The sequence below is a fragment of the Aminomonas paucivorans DSM 12260 genome (assembly GCF_000165795.1).
Classification (GTDB): domain Bacteria; phylum Synergistota; class Synergistia; order Synergistales; family Synergistaceae; genus Aminomonas; species Aminomonas paucivorans.
The window spans coordinates 560,485-578,194 of the sequence record NZ_CM001022.1; the positions used below are offsets into that span (position 1 = coordinate 560,485).

General features: G+C 70.0%; 15 protein-coding genes. 7 read left to right on the forward strand and 8 right to left on the reverse strand.

The annotated features are described in order from the left end of the window. Window positions 1–97: 97 nt before the first annotated feature. The 5 genes from APAU_RS02505 (at window position 98) to APAU_RS02525 (ending at window position 7,028) form a co-directional block, all read left to right on the forward strand. The gene (locus APAU_RS02505) at window positions 98–1,645 is read left to right on the forward strand and encodes an ABC transporter ATP-binding protein (protein ID WP_006300094.1); all 1,548 of its coding nucleotides are present in this window, start codon (window positions 98–100) and stop codon (window positions 1,643–1,645) included. Then, window positions 1,645–2,715, forward strand: a complete 1,071-nt coding sequence (locus tag APAU_RS02510) for an ABC transporter permease (protein ID WP_006300095.1) — start codon at window positions 1,645–1,647, stop codon at window positions 2,713–2,715. The genes APAU_RS02505 and APAU_RS02510 overlap by 1 nt, the downstream gene beginning before the upstream one ends. Before the next feature lie 4 nt (window positions 2,716–2,719). Further along, window positions 2,720–3,649, forward strand: coding sequence for an ABC transporter permease (locus APAU_RS02515; RefSeq protein ID WP_006300096.1), 930 nt, complete (start codon window positions 2,720–2,722; stop codon window positions 3,647–3,649). A 98-nt stretch (window positions 3,650–3,747) separates the two neighbouring features. Beyond that, window positions 3,748–4,761 carry a proline racemase family protein gene (locus APAU_RS02520; RefSeq protein ID WP_006300097.1) on the forward strand — a complete coding sequence of 338 codons (1,014 nt, stop codon included), beginning with the start codon at window positions 3,748–3,750 and terminating at the stop codon, window positions 4,759–4,761. A gap of 110 nt (window positions 4,762–4,871) precedes the next feature. Next, window positions 4,872–7,028: a patatin-like phospholipase family protein gene (locus tag APAU_RS02525; protein ID WP_006300098.1), complete on the forward strand. Its 2,157-nt coding sequence runs from the start codon at window positions 4,872–4,874 to the stop codon at window positions 7,026–7,028. A gap of 82 nt (window positions 7,029–7,110) precedes the next feature. Here APAU_RS02525 and panF read toward each other — a convergent pair whose 3' ends face one another. From panF to APAU_RS02560, 7 genes are all read right to left on the reverse strand, one after another. Next, on the reverse strand, window positions 7,111–8,601 hold the full coding sequence (panF, locus tag APAU_RS02530) for a sodium/pantothenate symporter (RefSeq protein ID WP_006300099.1): 1,491 nt from the start codon (window positions 8,599–8,601) through the stop codon (window positions 7,111–7,113). Then, entirely contained in the window at window positions 8,598–8,882 is a 285-nt protein-coding gene (locus APAU_RS13490; protein WP_006300100.1) for a YhdT family protein, read from the reverse strand. The genes panF and APAU_RS13490 overlap by 4 nt, the downstream gene beginning before the upstream one ends. Before the next feature lies 1 nt (window position 8,883). Beyond that, a complete protein-coding gene (locus tag APAU_RS02540) occupies window positions 8,884–9,813 on the reverse strand; it encodes a ketopantoate reductase family protein (protein ID WP_006300101.1) in 930 nt (309 codons plus the stop codon). Next, window positions 9,810–10,646, reverse strand: a complete 837-nt coding sequence (gene panB / locus APAU_RS02545) for a 3-methyl-2-oxobutanoate hydroxymethyltransferase (protein ID WP_006300102.1) — start codon at window positions 10,644–10,646, stop codon at window positions 9,810–9,812. Before panB ends, APAU_RS02540 begins: the two co-directional genes overlap by 4 nt. Beyond that, complete coding sequence (gene panC / locus APAU_RS02550) at window positions 10,643–11,494, reverse strand: pantoate--beta-alanine ligase (RefSeq protein WP_040345436.1); 852 nt, start codon at window positions 11,492–11,494, stop codon at window positions 10,643–10,645. Before panC ends, panB begins: the two co-directional genes overlap by 4 nt. Before the next feature lie 29 nt (window positions 11,495–11,523). Then, a complete protein-coding gene (panD, locus tag APAU_RS02555; protein WP_006300104.1) occupies window positions 11,524–11,901 on the reverse strand; it encodes an aspartate 1-decarboxylase in 378 nt (125 codons plus the stop codon). A 107-nt stretch (window positions 11,902–12,008) separates the two neighbouring features. Then, window positions 12,009–13,193 carry a metallophosphoesterase gene (locus APAU_RS02560; protein WP_006300105.1) on the reverse strand — a complete coding sequence of 395 codons (1,185 nt, stop codon included), beginning with the start codon at window positions 13,191–13,193 and terminating at the stop codon, window positions 12,009–12,011. A 214-nt stretch (window positions 13,194–13,407) separates the two neighbouring features. Between APAU_RS02560 and APAU_RS02565 the strand changes: the two genes are divergently transcribed. Further along, window positions 13,408–13,803, forward strand: coding sequence for a hypothetical protein (locus tag APAU_RS02565; RefSeq protein ID WP_006300106.1), 396 nt, complete (start codon window positions 13,408–13,410; stop codon window positions 13,801–13,803). A 175-nt stretch (window positions 13,804–13,978) separates the two neighbouring features. On the opposite strand, the gene APAU_RS02570 is transcribed toward APAU_RS02565, so the two are convergent. Next, complete coding sequence (locus tag APAU_RS02570) at window positions 13,979–15,880, reverse strand: serine hydrolase domain-containing protein (RefSeq protein WP_198004027.1); 1,902 nt, start codon at window positions 15,878–15,880, stop codon at window positions 13,979–13,981. Between the two features lie 117 nt (window positions 15,881–15,997). Between APAU_RS02570 and APAU_RS02575 the strand changes: the two genes are divergently transcribed. Continuing rightward, a complete protein-coding gene (locus APAU_RS02575; protein ID WP_006300108.1) occupies window positions 15,998–16,882 on the forward strand; it encodes an MBL fold metallo-hydrolase in 885 nt (294 codons plus the stop codon). Window positions 16,883–17,710: the final 828 nt, after the last annotated feature.

Consider the following 17,710-nt stretch of genomic DNA (forward strand, 5'->3'; position numbering starts at 1 on the left):
GCCGACGGGCCGCCTCCTTCGGGGGGCGGCCCGTTTCGTTGTGTGCTACCATGCAGGCGATCCCGACTTCACGACCCTACGACGGAGGAGGCTCTCCATGAACGACGGACCGGCCCCGCTGGTGTCCATGCGGGGCATCGACAAGACCTTTTTCGGGGTCCACGCCAACCGGGGCGTGGACTTCGACCTGTATCCCGGGGAGGTGCACAGCCTCCTGGGGGAGAACGGGGCGGGGAAGACCACCCTGATGAACGTCCTCTCGGGGATCTACGCCCCCGACGGGGGCACCCTGGAGGTCCAGGGGGTCCCCGTGGCCTTCCGCTCCCCCCGGGACGCCATCGCCCGGGGGATCGGCATGGTGCACCAGCACTTCATGCTCGTGCCGGTGCTCTCGGTGTGGGAGAACATGATCCTGGGGCTGGAGGACACCCCCCAGGTGCTTCCCCGCAGGGCGGTGGTGGAGCGGATCCGGGAGCTTTCGGGGCGCTACGGCCTGGAGGTGGACCCCCTGGCCCGGGTGTGGCAGCTCTCCATCGGAGAACAGCAGCGGGTGGAGATCCTGAAGATGCTCTACCGGGGAAGCCGGGTGCTGGTGCTGGACGAGCCCACGTCGGTTCTCACCCCCCAGGAGGCGAAGCAGCTCTTCGCCACCCTCCGCCGCATGACCGGGGAGGGGCACGGGGTGGTGTTCATCTCCCACAAGATGGAGGAGGTCCTGGCCCTGTCGGATCGCCTGACGGTGCTCCGCAAGGGGGTCCGGGTCTCCACGGTGCCCGCCTCGGGGGTGACCCGGGAGGAGCTGGCGGAAATGATGGTGGGCCGGAAGGTGGACTTCCAGGTCCCCCCCCGGGAGGGGCGTTCCGGGGCGACGGTGCTGGAGTGCCGGGACCTTCGGGCCCGCAACGACCGGGGGGTGGAGGTCCTGAAGGGCCTGTCCCTGTCCCTCCGCTCCGGGGAGATCCTGGGGCTGGCGGGGGTGGCGGGCAACGGCCAGCAGGAGCTTTGCGAGGTCTGCGCGGGGCTGCGCCCCCTGGAGGGAGGGCAGGTGTTCCTGGAGGGAGAGGACCTCACGGGGGCCTCTCCCCGGCGCTTCCAGGAGCGCCAGGTGGCCTACATCCCCGCGGACCGGAAGGGCACGGGGCTGATCCCCAACATGAACCTCCGGGAGAACGTGGCCCTCAAGCGCTACTGGAAGAAGCCCGGGTGTCGCTGGCGCTTCTTCGTGGACTGGGAGGTGCTGGCGGGGATCACCGGGGAGCTGGTGGGGCGCTACGAGGTGTCCGCCCCCTCCCTGGGATCCCCCGTGCGGGTGCTTTCCGGGGGGAACCTGCAGAAGCTCATGCTGGCCCGGGAACTCTCCGACGAACCCCGGGTGGTGCTGGCCATGCAGCCCACCTGGGGTCTCGACGTGGGGGCCACCCAGTTCGTCCACCAGCAGCTCCGGCGGGAGCGGGACCGGGGGGCGGGGGTGCTCCTGGTGTCGGAGGACCTGGACGAGCTGCTGCAGCTCTCCGACCGGCTGGCGGTGGTCTACCAGGGCCGGATCATGGGGGTCCTGGAGGATCCCCGAAGCTGCGGCCAGGAGACCGTGGGCCTGATGATGGCCGGGGCGGACGCGGGGCTGTGCGGGGGAGGTGCGGCGTGATGGGTTTCCGTCTGGAGCCGAGGCTGGAGGTGCCCCGGTGGGTGAACCTGGCGGTGCCCGCAGGAGCCCTGGTGCTGGCGCTTCTTGCGGGGGGGGTGCTCTTCGCCCTCCTGGGGGTGAACCCCCTCCAGGCCTACGGGGAGATGTTCAAGGGGGCCCTGGGAAGCGCCTACGGGGCCAGCGAGGTGGTGGTGAAGGCCATCCCCCTCACCCTCACGGGGCTGGCGGGGGCTCTGTGCTACCGGATGCTCCTGTGGAACATCGGCATGGAGGGGCAGCTCCACCTGGGGGCCCTGGCCACGGTGGCGGTGGTGCGCTACTGCTTCGTGGACAGCTCCCTGGCCATGTTCGTCCTCATGACCCTGGCTGCGGCGATCGCCGGGGGGCTGTGGGCGGCCCTGGCGGGCTTCCTCAAGGCCCGCTTCCACGTCAACGAGATCATCACCACCCTCATGCTGAACTACATCGGCATCCTCCTGGTGGACTACTTCATCTACGGGGCCTGGAAGGACCCCACCAGCCTGGGCTTCCCCATGACCGCCGCGTTCCCCGACGCGGCCCGGCTGTTCCACCTGGGGGACACCCGGATCCACCTGGGGCTGCTCCTGGCCCTGGGGGTGGCGGCGGCCTTCCGGGTGGTGCTCCGTTGGACCCGGTGGGGCTACGAGATCCGGGTCATCGGGGAGAACCCCAAGGCGGCGTCCTACGGGGGCATCCCCCTGCTGCGCAACGTGGTGCTGGTGATGTTCGTCTCCGGGGCCGTGGCAGGCCTGGCGGGGATGGGGGAGGTGGCGGGGCTCCAGGGACGGTTGGCCCGGGGCTTCTCCACGGGCTACGGCTACACGGGGATCATCGTGGCCTGGCTGGCCCGGCTGAACCCCCTGGCGGTCCCCCTGGTGGCCTTCTTCCTGGGGATCCTCCTGGTGGGGGGGGACACCCTGCAGATCGTCATGGGCCTTCCCCTGGCCAGCACCCAGGTGCTCCAGGGGCTGATCCTGTTCTTCCTCCTGGCGGGGGAGACCTTCTGCCGCTACCGGGTGCGCCCGGTGCGGCGGCGCGGGGAGGAGTGAGACCATGGAGATCCTCGTTCCCATCCTGGCGGCGGCGGTGCGCAGCGGCACCCCGGTGCTCTACGCCACCCTGGGGGAGATCCTCACCGAGCGGGCGGGCATCATGAACCTGGGGCTGGAGGGGGTCATGCTGGTGGGGGCCTACGCGGGCTTCTCCGTCACCAAGAGCACCGGGAACCCCTGGCTGGGGCTTCTGGCGGCGGCCCTGGCGGGGGCCCTGCTGGTGACGGTGCACGCCTTCGCCTGCATCCACCTGGGGGCCAACCAGGTGGTGAGCGGCCTGGCCCTCACCCTCTGCGGTACCGGCCTGAGTTCCCTCCTGGGGCGCGCCTCCATCGGGGAGACCATCCGGGGCCTGGGGCCCCTGCCCCTTCCGGGGCTGTCCCAGATTCCCTTCCTCGGCCCCGTGTTCTTCCGCCACGACCCCCTGGTGTACGTCTCGTACCTCCTCACGGCCTTCCTGTGCTGGTTCCTCTTCTCCACCCGCAGCGGCCTGAACCTGCGGGCGGTGGGGGAGAACCCCCGGGCCGCCGACGCCATGGGGCTCCCGGTGGCCCGGATCCGGTACCTCTACACCCTGCTGGGGGGAGCCCTGGCGGGTCTGGGGGGGGCGTACCTGTCGGTGGTGTACACCCAGATGTGGGTGGAGGGCATGACCGCGGGGCGGGGCTGGATCGCCCTGGCCCTGGTGATCTTCGGCATCTGGCATCCCCTGCGGGCCGCCCTGGGGTCCTACCTCTTCGGGGGGGTGGAGGCCCTGCAGCTCCGCATCCAGGCGGCGGGAAGCAGCGTTCCCGCGCCCCTTCTGCTCATGCTCCCCTACCTGCTCACCATCCTGGTGCTCCTGTTCATCTCCCTCCGCAAGGGCAAGGGGATCCTCCTGGGAGCCCCCGCCGCCCTGGGGGTGCCCTACAGGAGGGAAGAGCGGGAGTAAGTCGCGACAAAGACGTCGAGTTTCCTTTGGTCTCCTTCTTGTAACCCCGGGTCAATCCATGTACGATGAATGCCACATCGGGCAAAGGGGGGAAGAGGATGGAGCTGCGTCGTTTCGTCCATGCGGTGGACAGCCACACGGGAGGGGAACCCACCCGGATCATCCTGGCGGGGGGGCCGGTGCTTCGCGGGAAGACCATGATGGAGCGGTGGAAGGAGTTCCGGGAGGAACAGGAGGCCTTTCGCTGCTTCATCTCCCGGGAGCCCCGGGGGCACGGGGACATGGTCTGCGCCTTCCTCACCCCTCCCTGCCGGGAGGAGGCCCACGTGGGGGTGCTCTTCGTGGACACGGCGGGGTACCTCACCATGTGCGGCCACGGCTCCATCGGCGTGGCCCGGGCCCTGCTGGACCTGGGGATGGTGCCCGCGGTGGAACCGGTGACGGAGGTGGTGCTGGACACCCCTGCGGGGCTGGTGCGCCTGGCCGTGGAGGTGTCCGGGGGCGTCACCGGGGACGTGACCCTGTCCAACGTGCCCTCCTTCGTGGCCGCCCGGGACTGCTCCGTCGTGCTGCCCTCCACGGGGCAACGGGTGGTCTTCGACATCGCCTTCGGGGGCAACTTCTTTGCCATCCTCCCGGGGGAGCAGCTGGGGTTCCAGGTCCAGGCGGAGGAGTGCGGCCGCATGACCTCCCTGGCCCTGGAGCTTCGGGACGTCATCAATCGGGAGGTCCCGGTGCGCCACCCCCTGGAGCCGGACATCGACCGAGTGGAACTGGTGGAGTTCTACAAGGAGATCCCCCAGGAGGGGCTCACCCGCAACTGCGTGGTCTTCGCCGAGGGTTCCGTGGACCGGTCTCCCTGCGGCACCGGAACCAGCGCCAAGCTGGCCCTGCTGGCGGCGGAGGGGAAGCTGCGTCCCGGAGAGGTGTTCGTGCACCAGAGCGTCACGGGCAGCCTGTTCCGGGGAGGCTTCGAGCCGGGACCCCAGGTGGGGCCCTATGAAACGGTGCTGCCCTGGGTCCGGGGACGGCCCTCCGTGACGGGCTTCAACCTCCTGGTGGAACAGGCGGGGGACGAACTGGGCGGGGGGTTCCTGCTGGGACGCCGCTGACCTTCCCCGAAGGACGGGACGAGACGAAGGGCTCCGGCCATGCCGGAGCCCTTCGTGGTATCCTGGAGTCCATCCGGCGGCGGCCTCGCCGCCGCTCCAGGAGGCTGGTCATGGCATCCATGTCGAGACGTTTCGTCGTCCTTTCCCTGGTCCTCTCGCTTCTGCTCGCCCTCGCGGGGGGGGCGCGGGCGGACGTGGGGGGAATCCCTCTGGTGGATCTGAAGCCCGGGGTGGTGCTGGTCCTCTCCGGAGGGGGCACCCGGGGGATCTCCCACATCGGGGTCCTGAAGGTCCTGGAGGAGCTGAAGGTCCCCATCTCCGCCATCGTGGGCACCAGCATGGGGTCCATCATCGGGGGGCTCTACGCCTGCGGCTACAGCGCCCAGGAACTCCACCGCCTGGTGGTGGAGTCCAACTTCCTGGACCTCCTCTCCGACCGGGCCCACCGGGAGCGGGTGGACACGGGGGATAACCGGCCCCCCGGGGGAGTGGTCTCCCTCTTCCAGGTCCACTTCGACAAGGACCACGACCGCATCGGCCCCATGGGGGGCATGGCGGCGGTGGGGCTGTTCAACTACCTGAACCAGATCACCGCCACCCGGGCCAGCGGCCCCAGCTTCAACGACCTGCCCATCCCCTTTGCGGCGGTGGCCACGGACCTGCAGACGGGGGAGGCGGTGGTGCTGCGCCGGGGCAACCTGGCCTCCGCCCTGCGGGCCTCCATGTCCATCCCCGGGCTCTTCGACCCCTGGACCATGGAGGGGAAGCTGCTGGTGGACGGGGGGCTGGTGGCGAACCTCCCCGTGTCCATCGCCCGGGAACTCTTTCCGGGGCACCCCATCCTGGCGGTGAACCTCTCCCCCGACGACATCACCAAGGACCGGAAGAGCTTCCGGTCCATCACCGACGTGATCTCCCAGACCCTGAACATCATGACCGCCCAGGGCATCCGGGAGGAGGCCCGCCGGGCGGACCTCCTCATCGCCCCGAACCTGGAGGGTTTCGGCATCCTGGACTCCTCGGGGTACGACCGCATCGTGGAGGCGGGGGAGACCGCCGCCCGGGGGATGTCCCCCCAGATCTGCGCCCTGACGGACTCCTGCTCCCTGGCCGCGGTGCCCCCGACCCCGTCGGCCTCTCCCGAACCACGGCGCATCCCCCCGGTGACGGCCCTGCGCATCGAGGGACTGCCCGACTCCATGGCCCGGGACATCCGGCACCAGTACCAGCACTGGGTGGGGCATCCCCTGGACATGGACGCGGTGAACCTCGCCGCGGACCGGCTGAGCCGCCGGGAGGACTTCGTCTCTGCCAGCGGCTACGTGGAGGACCAGGGCGACGGGGTGGCGGTGGTGCTCTCCTTCCAGCGCCGGCCCGCCATGGAGGTGGGGCTGGACGGCTACGTCACCAACCTGCACACCGACCGCTGGGTGAACCTCTCCGCCATCCGTCGGGACCTGGTGCGGGAGGGGGACGTGATGGACTTCCAGTACCGCTTCGGGGACCAGTGGGGGGCGGAGCTGCGCTACTTCACCCCCTACCGGGGCAACAGCCAGTGGGGCTTCTCCCTCACCGCCCGGGAGGAGAACTACGAACCCTCCAACGCCCCGGCGGACGAGTGGGAGCGCTACGGCTTCCGGGGGGTCTACTACGTGGAGAACGGCAACACCCGCACGGGCTTCGGGGTGCTGGCGGAACACCTGCGCATCGACGGGCGGGACGAGGACTCCGTGGGGCCCTACCTGCACCTGGCCCACAACGCCCTGGACAACGTGCTGTATCCCACCCGGGGCTACTCTGTCACCGCCGACGTGTGGTCCCCCAAGCTGGAGACGGTGCTCTCCCGCACGGAGTTCCAGGCCTACCTTCCCTGGCAGGAGGACTGGCGGGTGGTCCTGCGGGGCGGCGTGGAGACCGGGGACAACAGCAACCCCGCCCACCGGGCCTACCTGGGGGATCAGGAGGAGCTGTACAGCCTGGCGGATCACCCCCTCCAGGGGGAGCAGGCCGTCTGGGCCCAGCTGGGGGTGGGGCATACCCTCATGAAGACCTGGTGGGGACGGATCAACGCGGAGGTCTTCGGTACCTGGGGGGCGGTCTACGAGGACTGGTCCCGCACCGCCGAAGGATGGGAGACGGGGGTCTCCTTCTCCATCCCCGGCCAGTTCTTCAACGGACGACTCCTGGTGGTGTATGACCAGAGCGGGGAGTTTACCTTCGGCTTCTCCTTGGGGGATCCGGTGTGGTGGAACAGCCCCATGCCTTAGGGAGTCGGGACGGATCGAAGCGGGACGAAAGAGGGGAGGCCCCATGGGGCCTCCCCTCGTCCATTTCAGTCCGGGGCGGAAGTCAGGGGAGGGGACGGTCCCCCCAGAAGAGGTGCAGCACCCGCTCCTTGGGAGGCGCCGTGACGAGGCTCACCGCCACGAAGGCCGCCGCTGCCAGGGCCAGGGAGGGGACGATGACGTGCATGTCCAGGACGCGCTTGGTCACCTGCTGGATCGCCACGAAGGAGACCATCCCCACGGCCATGGAGGCCAGGGCGCCCGGGGCGTTGGCCCGCTTCCAGTAGAGCCCCAGCACCGTGGGCAGCAGGAAGGCCGCCTCCAGCCCCCCGAAGGCGAACAGGTTGATCCACACGATGATGGTGGGCGGGTCGTAGGCCACCAGGAAGGGGAGGATTCCCAGGAGGGCGGTGCAGCCCAGGGAGAGGCGCTTCACCCGGGCCTTCCCCTCCGGGGTGGCCTCCGCCCCCGGGGAGACGTAGTTCAGGTACAGGTCCTTCACCACCGCCGCGGAGGCCAGGATGAGCTGGGAGTCCACCGTGGACATGATGGCCGCCAGGGGGCCCGCCAGGAAGAGCCCCGCCAGGACCGGGGGCAGAAGGTGCAGGGAGAGTTCCGGGATGATCCGGTCCACCTCCGTCAGGTCCGGCAGGACCGCCCGGCCGAAGACCCCCGCCAGGTGCATCCCCAACATGAGGGCCGCCAGGACCCCGGTGCTCAGAAGGATCCCCCGGTGGAGGGATCGGCTGTCCCGGTAGCCCATGCAGCGCACCGCCGAGAAGGGGAGGCCCACTACCCCGAAGCCCACCAGGACCCAGAAGGAGAGGATGTAGGGCCGGGACACGAAGCCCCCCGGGCCGAAGGGGGTGAGCAGGGCCGGGTCGATGGACCGCAGGGTGGCGGTGATGTGCCCGATCCCGCCCCCCGCCGCCACCGTGGCTCCCAGCAGCAGCAGGGTCCCCAGCAGCATCACCACCCCCTGCACCGCGTCGGTGAGCACCACCGCCCGGAAGCCCCCCACGGTGGTGTAGAGCACCACCGTCCCGGCGAACAGGGCCAGCGCCCCCCCGTAGGGCAGCCCCGTGACGGACTGGAGGAGGCGTCCCCCCGCCACGAACTGGGCGGTCATGGCGGCGGAGAAGAACACCAGCGCCGCCACCGCCCCCAGGACCACCACCCAGGGGCTCTCGTACCGGGCCCGAAGGAAGTCGTTCAGGGTCACCGCGCCGATGCGCCTCGCCAGGATGGCGAACCGCTTGCCCAGCACCCCCAGGGTGAGCAGGGCCGTGGGCACCTGGATCATGGCCAGAAGCACCCAGCCCAGGCCCATCTTGTAGGCCACCCCGGGTCCCCCCAGGAAGCTGCTGCCGCTGGCGTAGGTGGCCACCAGGGTGAGGCCCAGGACGAAGGCCCCCATGCCCCGGCTGCCCAGGAAGTACTCCTCCAGGAAGGAGGAGGAGCGGGTCATCAGGCGGTTCGAGCGGGCCGCCACCAGGTACAGGATCCCCAGGTAGGCCAGAATGGGGAGCAGCACCCCCCAGTTCAGGCCGCTCATCGGGAGGTCTCCTCCCAGGGGTCCAGGGGCAGGTCCACGAAGACCCGACGGACCACCCAGGCCACGGCGATCAGGAACACCGGCCCCCCCAGGACGCAGCTTGCGGTGAACCAGACGGGCAGGCCCCAGAGGAGCCGGGTTCCCGCGTCGGGGCCGCTTCCCAGGCCGTAGGCGAAGCCGAACCACCAGAGGAAATAGCCCGCCGTGAGGGCCACGCTCCAGAGGGCCTCCCGATCCGCCTGACGGAAACGGCGGTCCTCCACCAGAAGATGAGGGTTCACGTCAATCCTTCCTTTCTTGCCGGCCGTCCAGGGCCGAGAGAAGCAGGTGGAGGGCCTCCGTGGCGGGGAGATCCAGTCCGTGGCGTTGCCCCCGTTCCAGCAGGGCCCCGCCCAGGGCGTCCGTCTCGGTGCGTTTTCCCGCCTCCCGGTCCTGGAGCATGGAGGTCCGGTTGGAGGCGGTGGCCCGGAGCACCGAAAGGATCCGCTCCCAGAGGGGTTCCTCCTCCAGGGGGATTCCCTCCGCCCTTGCCGCCGCAAGGCCCTCCCGAAGCAGGTTCCTCATCAGCCGGAGGCTTGCGGGGTGCTCCAGAAGCGCCTCGTTGGGGCAGCCCAGCAGGGCGGATACGGGGTTCACCGAGGCGTTGAGCAGGACCTTCTCCCAAAGGGTCCGGGGCAGGTCCGGTGCCACCCGGGCATCGAGTCCCGCGGCCTGGAGGGTTTCCTCCACCTCCCTCAGGTCTCGCCCTTCCCGGAGGGGGCCGAAGCGGATCTGTCCCTCTCCGCCCCAGAGGACCGTCCCCTCCGCGTCCCTGTGCGCCCCGTAGGTGCAGGTCCCCAGGGCCACCCGGCGGGGTCCCAGGATCTCCCCCAGGACCTCCCCGTTGCCCAGGCCGTTCTGCAGGGACAGGACCAGCCCGTCCTCCTTCAGGAAGCGGGCGATGGATTCCGCCGCCCCCCGGGTCTGGGTCGCCTTGACCGTCAGGAGGACCAGGTCCGCCGGGTCCGCCCCTAGAGCTTCGGGGTCCTCCCGGACCTCCAGGGCGAAGGTCCGAAGGGTGCCCTCCCCGTCCCGGTAGCGAAGCCCCCGGTTCCGAAGGTTCTCCAGGGTGGTCCCGGGGCGCTGGAAGCCCCGAAGGGGCAGTCCCCGGAGCAGGAAGGCCGCCGCCAGGCGTCCCCCCAGGGCCCCCAGACCCGCCACCAGGGTCTTCACGACGGCAGCTCCCTCAGGACCTCCGGGTCCAGGGAGAAGCCGTGTTCTTCCCCGGGGAACGCGCCGGAGCGGACCTCCCGGGTGTAGCTCTGCAGGGCCTCCCCCAGGAGGGTTCCCCCCTCGGCGTAGCGACGGACGAACTTGGGGGTGAAGTCCCGGAAGATCCCCAGAATGTCGTGGAACACCAGAACCTGCCCGTCGCAGCCTCCCCCCGCCCCGATGCCGATGGTGGGGATCTCCAGGCGCCGGGTGATGAGCTCCGCCAGGGGGGAGGGGACGCACTCCAGCACCACCATGCAGGCCCCCGCCCGCTGCACCGCCTCCGCGTCCTCCAGGATCTGCCGGGCCCGCCCCGCGTCCTTGCCCTGCACCCGGAACCCCCCGAGCTGCACCGCCGTCTGGGGGGTCAGTCCCACGTGCCCCACCACCGGGATGCCTGCGGTCACCAGGGTCCGGATGGTGGCCTCCCGGGAGGTCCCGCCCTCCAGCTTCACCGCGTCCACCCCCGCCTCCTTCACCAGGCGCCCGGCGTTGCGCACCGCCTCCCGGTCGTCCACCTCGTAGGAGAGGAAGGGCAGATCCCCCACCACCAGGGCCCGGGTCCGGCGACGGGTCACGGCGGCGCAGTGGAGGAGCATCATCTCCAGGGTCACGGGGACCGTGGAGTCCAGGCCGTGTTCCACCATCCCCACGGAGTCCCCCACCAGCACCACGTCCGCCCCCGCCCCCTCCACCAGGGCCATCTGCCAGGCGTTGTAGGCGGTGTGCATCACGATCCGATCCCCCCGGACCTTCATCTCCCGAAGCCGGGGCAGGGTCATCCGGTCCTTCATCGTCCCGCCTCCGGGCACAGGGTCCCGTTGTCCAGAAGGCGGGTCTTGCCCACCCAGGCGGCCAGGATCAGGCGGCCTTCCCCGTCCAGGGTCTCCAGGGGTTCCAGGGTTTCCGGGTGTACCAGCTCCAGGTAATCCACCCGGATGCGGGGGTCCTCCTCCAGGTGGCGTCGCGCCGTCTCCCTCAGGGAGCGGGCGTCCCGCTGCCCACCCCGGGCTGCCTCCCGGGCCAGGGCGATGCACCGGGAAAGCCGGAGGGCGGAGGCCCGCTCCTCCGGGGAGAGGTAGGTGTTGCGGCTGCTCAGGGCCAGGCCGTCGGGCTCCCGGACCAGGGGGCACCCCACCACCTCGGTGGGGACGTTCAGGTCCCGGGTCATGCGGCGGATCACCTGGAGCTGCTGGTAGTCCTTCTCCCCGAAGTAGGCCCGGGTGGGGCCCACGATCTGGAACAGTTTCAGCACCACCGTACAGACCCCCCGGAAGTGGCCGGGGCGGGAGGCGCCGCAGAGGCCCGAGGCAAGCCGGGTCTCCTCCACCCAGGTGGAGGCGTCGGGGAAGTAGAGTTCCTCCGGTCGGGGGGCGAAGACCAGGTCCGCCCCTTCCCGTTCCAGGAGGGCCAGGTCCCGCTCCAGGTCCCGGGGGTAGGCCTCCAGGTCCTCCCCCGGCCCGAACTGAGTGGGGTTCACAAAGAGGGATACCGCCGTGACGTCGTTCTCCTTCCGGCTCCGCCGGAGGAGGGACAGGTGTCCCTCGTGGAGGTACCCCATGGTGGGCACCAGACCGATGGAGCGCCCCGAGGCTTCCCGAAGGAAGGAGCGCACCTCCTGGATTCGCGAGACCTTCCGCATTCCCATCTCTCCCTTCCCCGCGTCCCGCCTCACCGGCAGAGACCGTGTTCCTCCCCCCGAAGGACCTCCACCACCCGGTTCTCCGAGTCCACCAGGGCGACCCGGGGCCTCCAGCCTCGGGCTTCCCCCTCCTCCATCCACCCGTAGGCGATGACCACGACCCGATCCCCGGGCTGCACCAGCCGGGCCGCCGGGCCGTTGAGGCAGACCGTCCCCCGGGGACCCTCGATGGTGTAGGTCTCCAGACGGTTGCCGTTGTCCACGTCCAGGACCTGCACCGCCTCCCCCGGGAGGATCCCCGAGGCCTCCAGCAGTTCCTTCCCCAGGGTGATGCTGCCCACGTAGTGGAGGTTCGCCTCCGTCACCGTGGCCCGATGGACCTTGCCCCTGCACATCTTCACAAACATGCCGCGCTTCGCCTCCATGGGCCGTAAGGTCCCGGCTCTTTTCGCCCCGAAGGGGTCTTAAAGTCGGGGTCATGATGCCACAACTCGGGAGGATGGGAAAGGGGGCGTCAGGGAGAGGGGGGGGGAAGGGCGGGCAGGCGGACCTCCAGAAGCAGGATCTCCGGGAAACAGGAGGTGCGCACCGGGGGCCCCCAGGTGCCGTAGCCCGGGGAGACCACCGCGGTGGTGGGGCCCATGCGCCGGGTCCCCCGGGGCAGGGGGAAGAGGCGGGCCACCACCCACTGGAAGGGAAAGAGCTGGCCGTAATGGGTGTGTCCCGAGAGCACCAGGGCCACCTTCCGGGCCGCCGCCTCCTCCAGGGCGGAGGCTGTGGGGGTGTGGTCCAGCAGCAGCACCGGCAGGTCCGGGGCCCCCTCCAGGATCCGATCCAGGGGCAGTCGGGGCAGGGCGAAACGAAGCCCCGCCCGGTCCATGCGTCCCGCCAGAACCAGCCCCGGGTCCGGCTGGGCCCACCGGTCCACCAGCACCCGGATCCCCGCGGATTCCAGGAAGGCGGCGGACCTCTTCGCCCCCTGATAGATTTCGTGGTTTCCCAGGACCGCCCAGGTCCCCAACGGGGCCCGGAGGCTTCGGAAGGCCTCCCGGAACTCCGTCTCCCTCTCCGGGGAGAGGGAGGGGATGTCCTCGTCCAGCAGATCCCCCCCCAGGAGGATCAGGTCCGGCTTCAGGGCCTCCAGGCGTCGCCCCAGGTCCCGGATGCGTCCCGGCCCCACCAGGGTGCCCGCGTGGAGGTCCGTGGCGGCGGCGACCCGAAGGGTCCGGGCGGGGGACGTCTCCGCCAGGTCCAGGCTCTGGAGGCGCACCACGGGCATGCGGGCCGCCAGGGCTCCCCCCAGGGTGGCCCCCCCCGCCAGGAAGAGGGTGAGCAGCAGGGCGTGGAGCGCCGCCCGCTCCGGGCGCAGCTTCACCCAGGCGGGAAGCAGGGGGACGAACCGGTTCGCCCCGCTCAGGACGTGAAGGACCAGGACCACGGGCAGGGCGTGGAGCCCGAAGGCCAGGGCGACGGATCCCAGCAGGATCAGCCCGGCGGAGAAGGTCCCCGGCAGGAGCCGTTCCAGAAGTCGCCCGGCGGGGTAGGCGCACACCAGGGCCATGGCCAGGTCCATGGGGAGGGGGGAGGTCACGCCCAGGGCCAGGAGGACCCGACGGAACCGCCCCAACAGGTAGGCCCCCACCAGGGCGTAGATCCCCAGGACCGTCGCCAGAAAGAGCATCCAGCCGCCGCTTCCCATCCCTTCACCCCCTCCTGCGGATTCGCTCCGTACCTCTTATCCGGCACCAGTATAGAGGAAGGGCGTCCTTTCCTCCGGGAGCGGGGGATTCGGTAGTTCTACGGGACGAGGGGTCGGGGAAACCCCCGATGGGTTTTCGGGGGAGGGAACGTATCCTCATGATGCGACGCGGACGAAGCGGTCGCGACGGAGACGGAACGAGGAGGGATGGACGATGAAGATGAGAAGGAACGTGATGATCCTCGCGGTGGTGGCCCTGGTGGCCTTCGCGGGTTCAGCCTTCGCCCACGGCCATGGAGGTTGGGGCGGGGGGCACCGCATGGGGGGCACAGATGCGGCCCTCTGCGGGGAAGGCGGCTTCGGCGGCGGCCCCCAGGGTGAACCGCGGGGCCAGGGAACCCGGATGATGGGCAAGGACGTCCCCCAGGCGATCCGCAACCTCATGAACGAGGCGCACCGGACCAACCTGCAGCTTCGCCTGGCCCTCACGGAGGACAAGGTGGACGCCGCCAAGGCGAAGGCCCTCTTCGAGAAGGCCCAGGAGCTTCGGGGCAAGATCGCCCGGTGGCGCTTCGAGGAGAGCCTCAAGAGGAAGGCCCCGGCCAACTAGAAACCGAGCCCTTCCCCGCTTCCCGCACCCCACTTGCGGGGACGGGAAGGGCGGCGCAACCCTTCGTCCCTCGCCGGGACGCACGCACACCCTCGCACAGAAGGAAGCCTCGCACACTCCCTTCGAACGGAAGGAGGAGACCCGAACCGGGCCTCCTCCTTTTGGTACGGGTCGTCTAGAACCAGAACCCCAGCAGGTTCCACTGGTTCAGGAAGAAGTAGAACCCCACCCCCCCAAGAAGTTCCCCAAACAGCAACCCCTTCTCCCAGGAGGGCCCCGGGGCCCCCAGGGATCGGCATCCCCTCCAGACCGCCGCCCCCAGGAGGAACCCCGCCGCGAAGGGCAGCAGGAAGAGTCCCTTCACCCACAGGGGCAGCCCGTACCCCAACAGGGTCCCCAGGTTTCGGTCCGCCAGCCAGAGGGCCAGGAGGAACCCCCCCTGGAGGACCCAGAAAAGCCCCGCAAGCCCCCAGACCCCCGGGGGCAGCCCCGTGGGGTCCTCGTACCAGCGGGTCCGACCTCGGGTGCGCCACCGGAGCCCCGTCATCCCCAGGGCCCCGACCCCCAGAAGCAGGAAGGTCCCCAGGAACCGACGCTGCCAGGGGGCGGTCTCCCAGCGGGGGATGGGTTCGTAGCTCCCGTAGGAGTCCCGGAGGAACAGATGGGTGGCCTTCCCCTCCCCGTCGGTCCGGAAGGCCAGGTGTCCCTCGTCCTCCTCCGAGACGAAGAGCCCCGGCTCCAGGGGCACCCAGCGGGAAGGCGCCTGGTTCCACTCCGCCGGGAAACTCAGCTCCCCCCGTCCGTCCTCCAGGATCCGCACCTCCAGAGGGTCCTCCAGCATCATGTAGGCCTTCTCCATGGTGCTTCGGGCGTAGCGGTTGTGCCGATAGGCTCCCGCCAAGGGGATTTCCCAGGGGAGGATCCGTCCCGGCGGCGGGGGAGGGGAGGGGCGCACGCGGGGAAAGTACCGGTCCATGAGGGCGTGCACCAGGGAGTCCCGCAGGTCCGCGTCGTCCGTGTTGGCGGCGTAGAAGAAGCCGAAGCGTTTCTCCGGCACCAGGAAGAGGAGACTGGAGAAGCCGTCCACGTCCCCGGCGTGCTCCACCCCCCGCAGGCCGTTGACGGTGCGCTCGTAGAATCCCAGGGCGGAGCCGTCCAGTCTCGGGTGGTCCCCGTAGTGCCGCCGCAGCAGCTCCCGCACGCAGGAGGCCGGGAGGACCCGCCGGTTCCCCAGGAGCCCCTCCCCGGTGAGGGCCAGGAGGAACCGCCCCATGTCCTCCCCCGTGGTGTTGAAGGAGATGGCGGGAGCGTCCTGGTAGTACTCGTACGTCACCGGGTAGGGCTCCGGGCCGTCGGTGTAGTACCCCGTGGCCAGATGCCTTTCCATCTCCTCGTCCAGGACGAAGCCGCTTCGGGTCATCCCCAGGGGGAGGAGGATGCGATCCCGCACCACCGAGGAGAAGGCCCTGCGGGCGACGGATTCCACGACCGCCCCCGCCAGGGCCACCCCGAAGTTGGAGTAGCTGTACACCGTCCCGGGGGGGAAGACCCGGGCGGGCATCAGGGCGGGCAGGGCCTTGGCGAAGTCCAGCTCCGCGATGCCGTCGGGGGCGGTGGAACCGATCCAGCGGTCGTCGAACCCCCCCGTGTGGGTCAGCAGGTGCACCAGGCGCACCGGCTCCGGGAAGGTGGCGGGCACCTTGAAGCGTCGCAGCCGGGCGTTCACGTCGTCCGAGAGGGCCAGCCGGCGGTCCGCCGCCAGCTGAAGCGTCGCCAGAGCGGTGAACACCTTGGACACCGAGGCGGCCCGGAACACCGTCCGTTCCGGGTCCACGGGGCGTCCCGTCTCCAGGTCCGCCTGCCCGTAACCCCGGGCCAGCATCACCTTCCCGTCCGCCACCGCCACGAAGACCGCCCCGGGAACCCCCCAGGAAGAGCGATGGGAGGCGAAGAACCCGTCGACGAAGGCCCCCAGGTCTCGGGGGTCCTTCAGGGTGGGGGACGCCTTCTCCTCCGGGACGGCCCGGGGGGTCCTCGGGGCCCCCTGGGCGGGGAGGGCGCACAGAAGCAGCGTCAAAAGGAGCCAAAGCGGGATTCTTCGAGCCATGGGAACCTCCGGGAATCGGTTATCCTAGCAGTATAACGGGAAGGGAAGCCCTTGGGACCCGGAACGAGAAGAGGGGGAGGCGACGTCGTGGCGGCACGGGAGATGGAGCGGTTGGAGGGAAATACCTGGATCCTCCCCGGGGCGGTGAACCTGGGGCTCTACGAACGGAAGGGCCGGGCCTGGGGGGTGGACAGCGGCGGAGACGACAGCTCCGGCCGTCGGGTCTTGCGTGCCCTGGAGGGTGAGGGGTGGATCCTGGAAGGGATCCTCTGCACCCACTCCCACGCGGACCACATCGGGGGCAACGCCTTCCTCCAGCGGCGCAAGGGCTGCCGGGTGGCCGCCCCCCGGGGAGAGGCGGCGCTGGTGGAACGGCCGGACCTGGAGCCCTTCACCCTCTGGGGGGCCTTCCCCCCAAAGGCCCTGAGGACCAAGTTCCTCCAGGCCCCGCCCTCCCGGGTAACGGACCCTTTCGACCCGGGGGACGTGGTGGGGGGGTGCCTGAGGGCACTGGACCTGAAGGGGCATATGGTGGCCATGGCGGGGGCGGTGACCCCCGACGGGGTGGCCTTCGTGGGGGACAGCGTCCTGGGGGAGGAGATCCTGGCCAAGCACGGGGTGCCCTTCTTCGTGGACTACCGCCAGTCCCTGGAGACCCTGGACCGCCTGGAGGCCCTGGAAGCGCGCCTCTTCGTCCCCTCCCACGGGGAACCGGTGCGGGACGTGCGCCCCCTGGCGGAGGCCAACCGCCGGGTGCTTTCGTCCCTCCGGGAGGAGGTTCGGGACCTGTGCCGCCTCCGGACCCGGGACGGCATCGTGGGAGCCCTGACGGCGGCGCGGGGAAGGAAAAACGACCTGGTGGCGGAGGTCCTCCACCGGGCCTCCGTCTCCGCCCTGCTCTCGGATCTTCTGGACGCGGGGGAGGTGCAGGTCCAGGAAGCCCCCGAAGGGCTGGTCTACCAGCGGGTCTAGGGACGGAAGAAGGGAGGGGCTCAGCGGCCCGGGATGGCGTTCCTCCACAGGGTGAAGCTCTGCCCCTCCAGAAAATCACAGGAACCGGCCAGATCGTAACCCGCCCCGGTCAGGGTGCTGCGGATCGTCTCCAAGGGGGTCGTGTGGCCGAAGAGACGGACGAAGGACGCGCCTTTCGCGCGATTTCCGCGCGAAAGGCGCGAAGAGACGGACCGTCTCGCCCATCAGGCCTTCCAGGTCCTCGGGGAAGGCGTTTGACCTCACCATGACCTGTACTGTTTCACGAAGGTATGTATCTTACCCAATGGGACAGGTTGGAGGCTCTGGGGGGGAAGGGCAAGGTTCCGGCGGGGGAAGGGCATAAAAAAGGGAGAAAGCGTCAGGGGTATCCGCTTTCTCCCGGCGGCCCTTCCGGGTCGCTTTCCGGCTTGATTACCGGCTCGTGGTCCGTTTTGAATTGGGGGTTCCTCGGTCGATTTCCCATGTTTTCGGTGGACGTTCCCCCTCTCCGGTGGTCCCGGTTGCGGAAGCGGTAGATGGGTCGGACGGCCGGTCCGGGTTGCCTGCTGCCGCTTCTTTTCCTATGGGTACCACCTGCTTTGCTTTCGGATCCGCTGCCTGGTGCCGTTGCGTGGAGCTGTGGTGCGCCTAGCCGTTGCGGTGGTCCTGTCCGGTGCCCTTACCCGTTTCCGTTCGTGTCCTGCGGCGCAAAAGTCTGCGTCGAACTGCTGGCTCTTTTCCCGGAACGGTTGTTGCCCTCAAGGACCGGCCACCCGACCCTGGGGCGAAGAGGTTCGCCCTGTTGCTGGCTTCTTCCCTTCCTCCTAG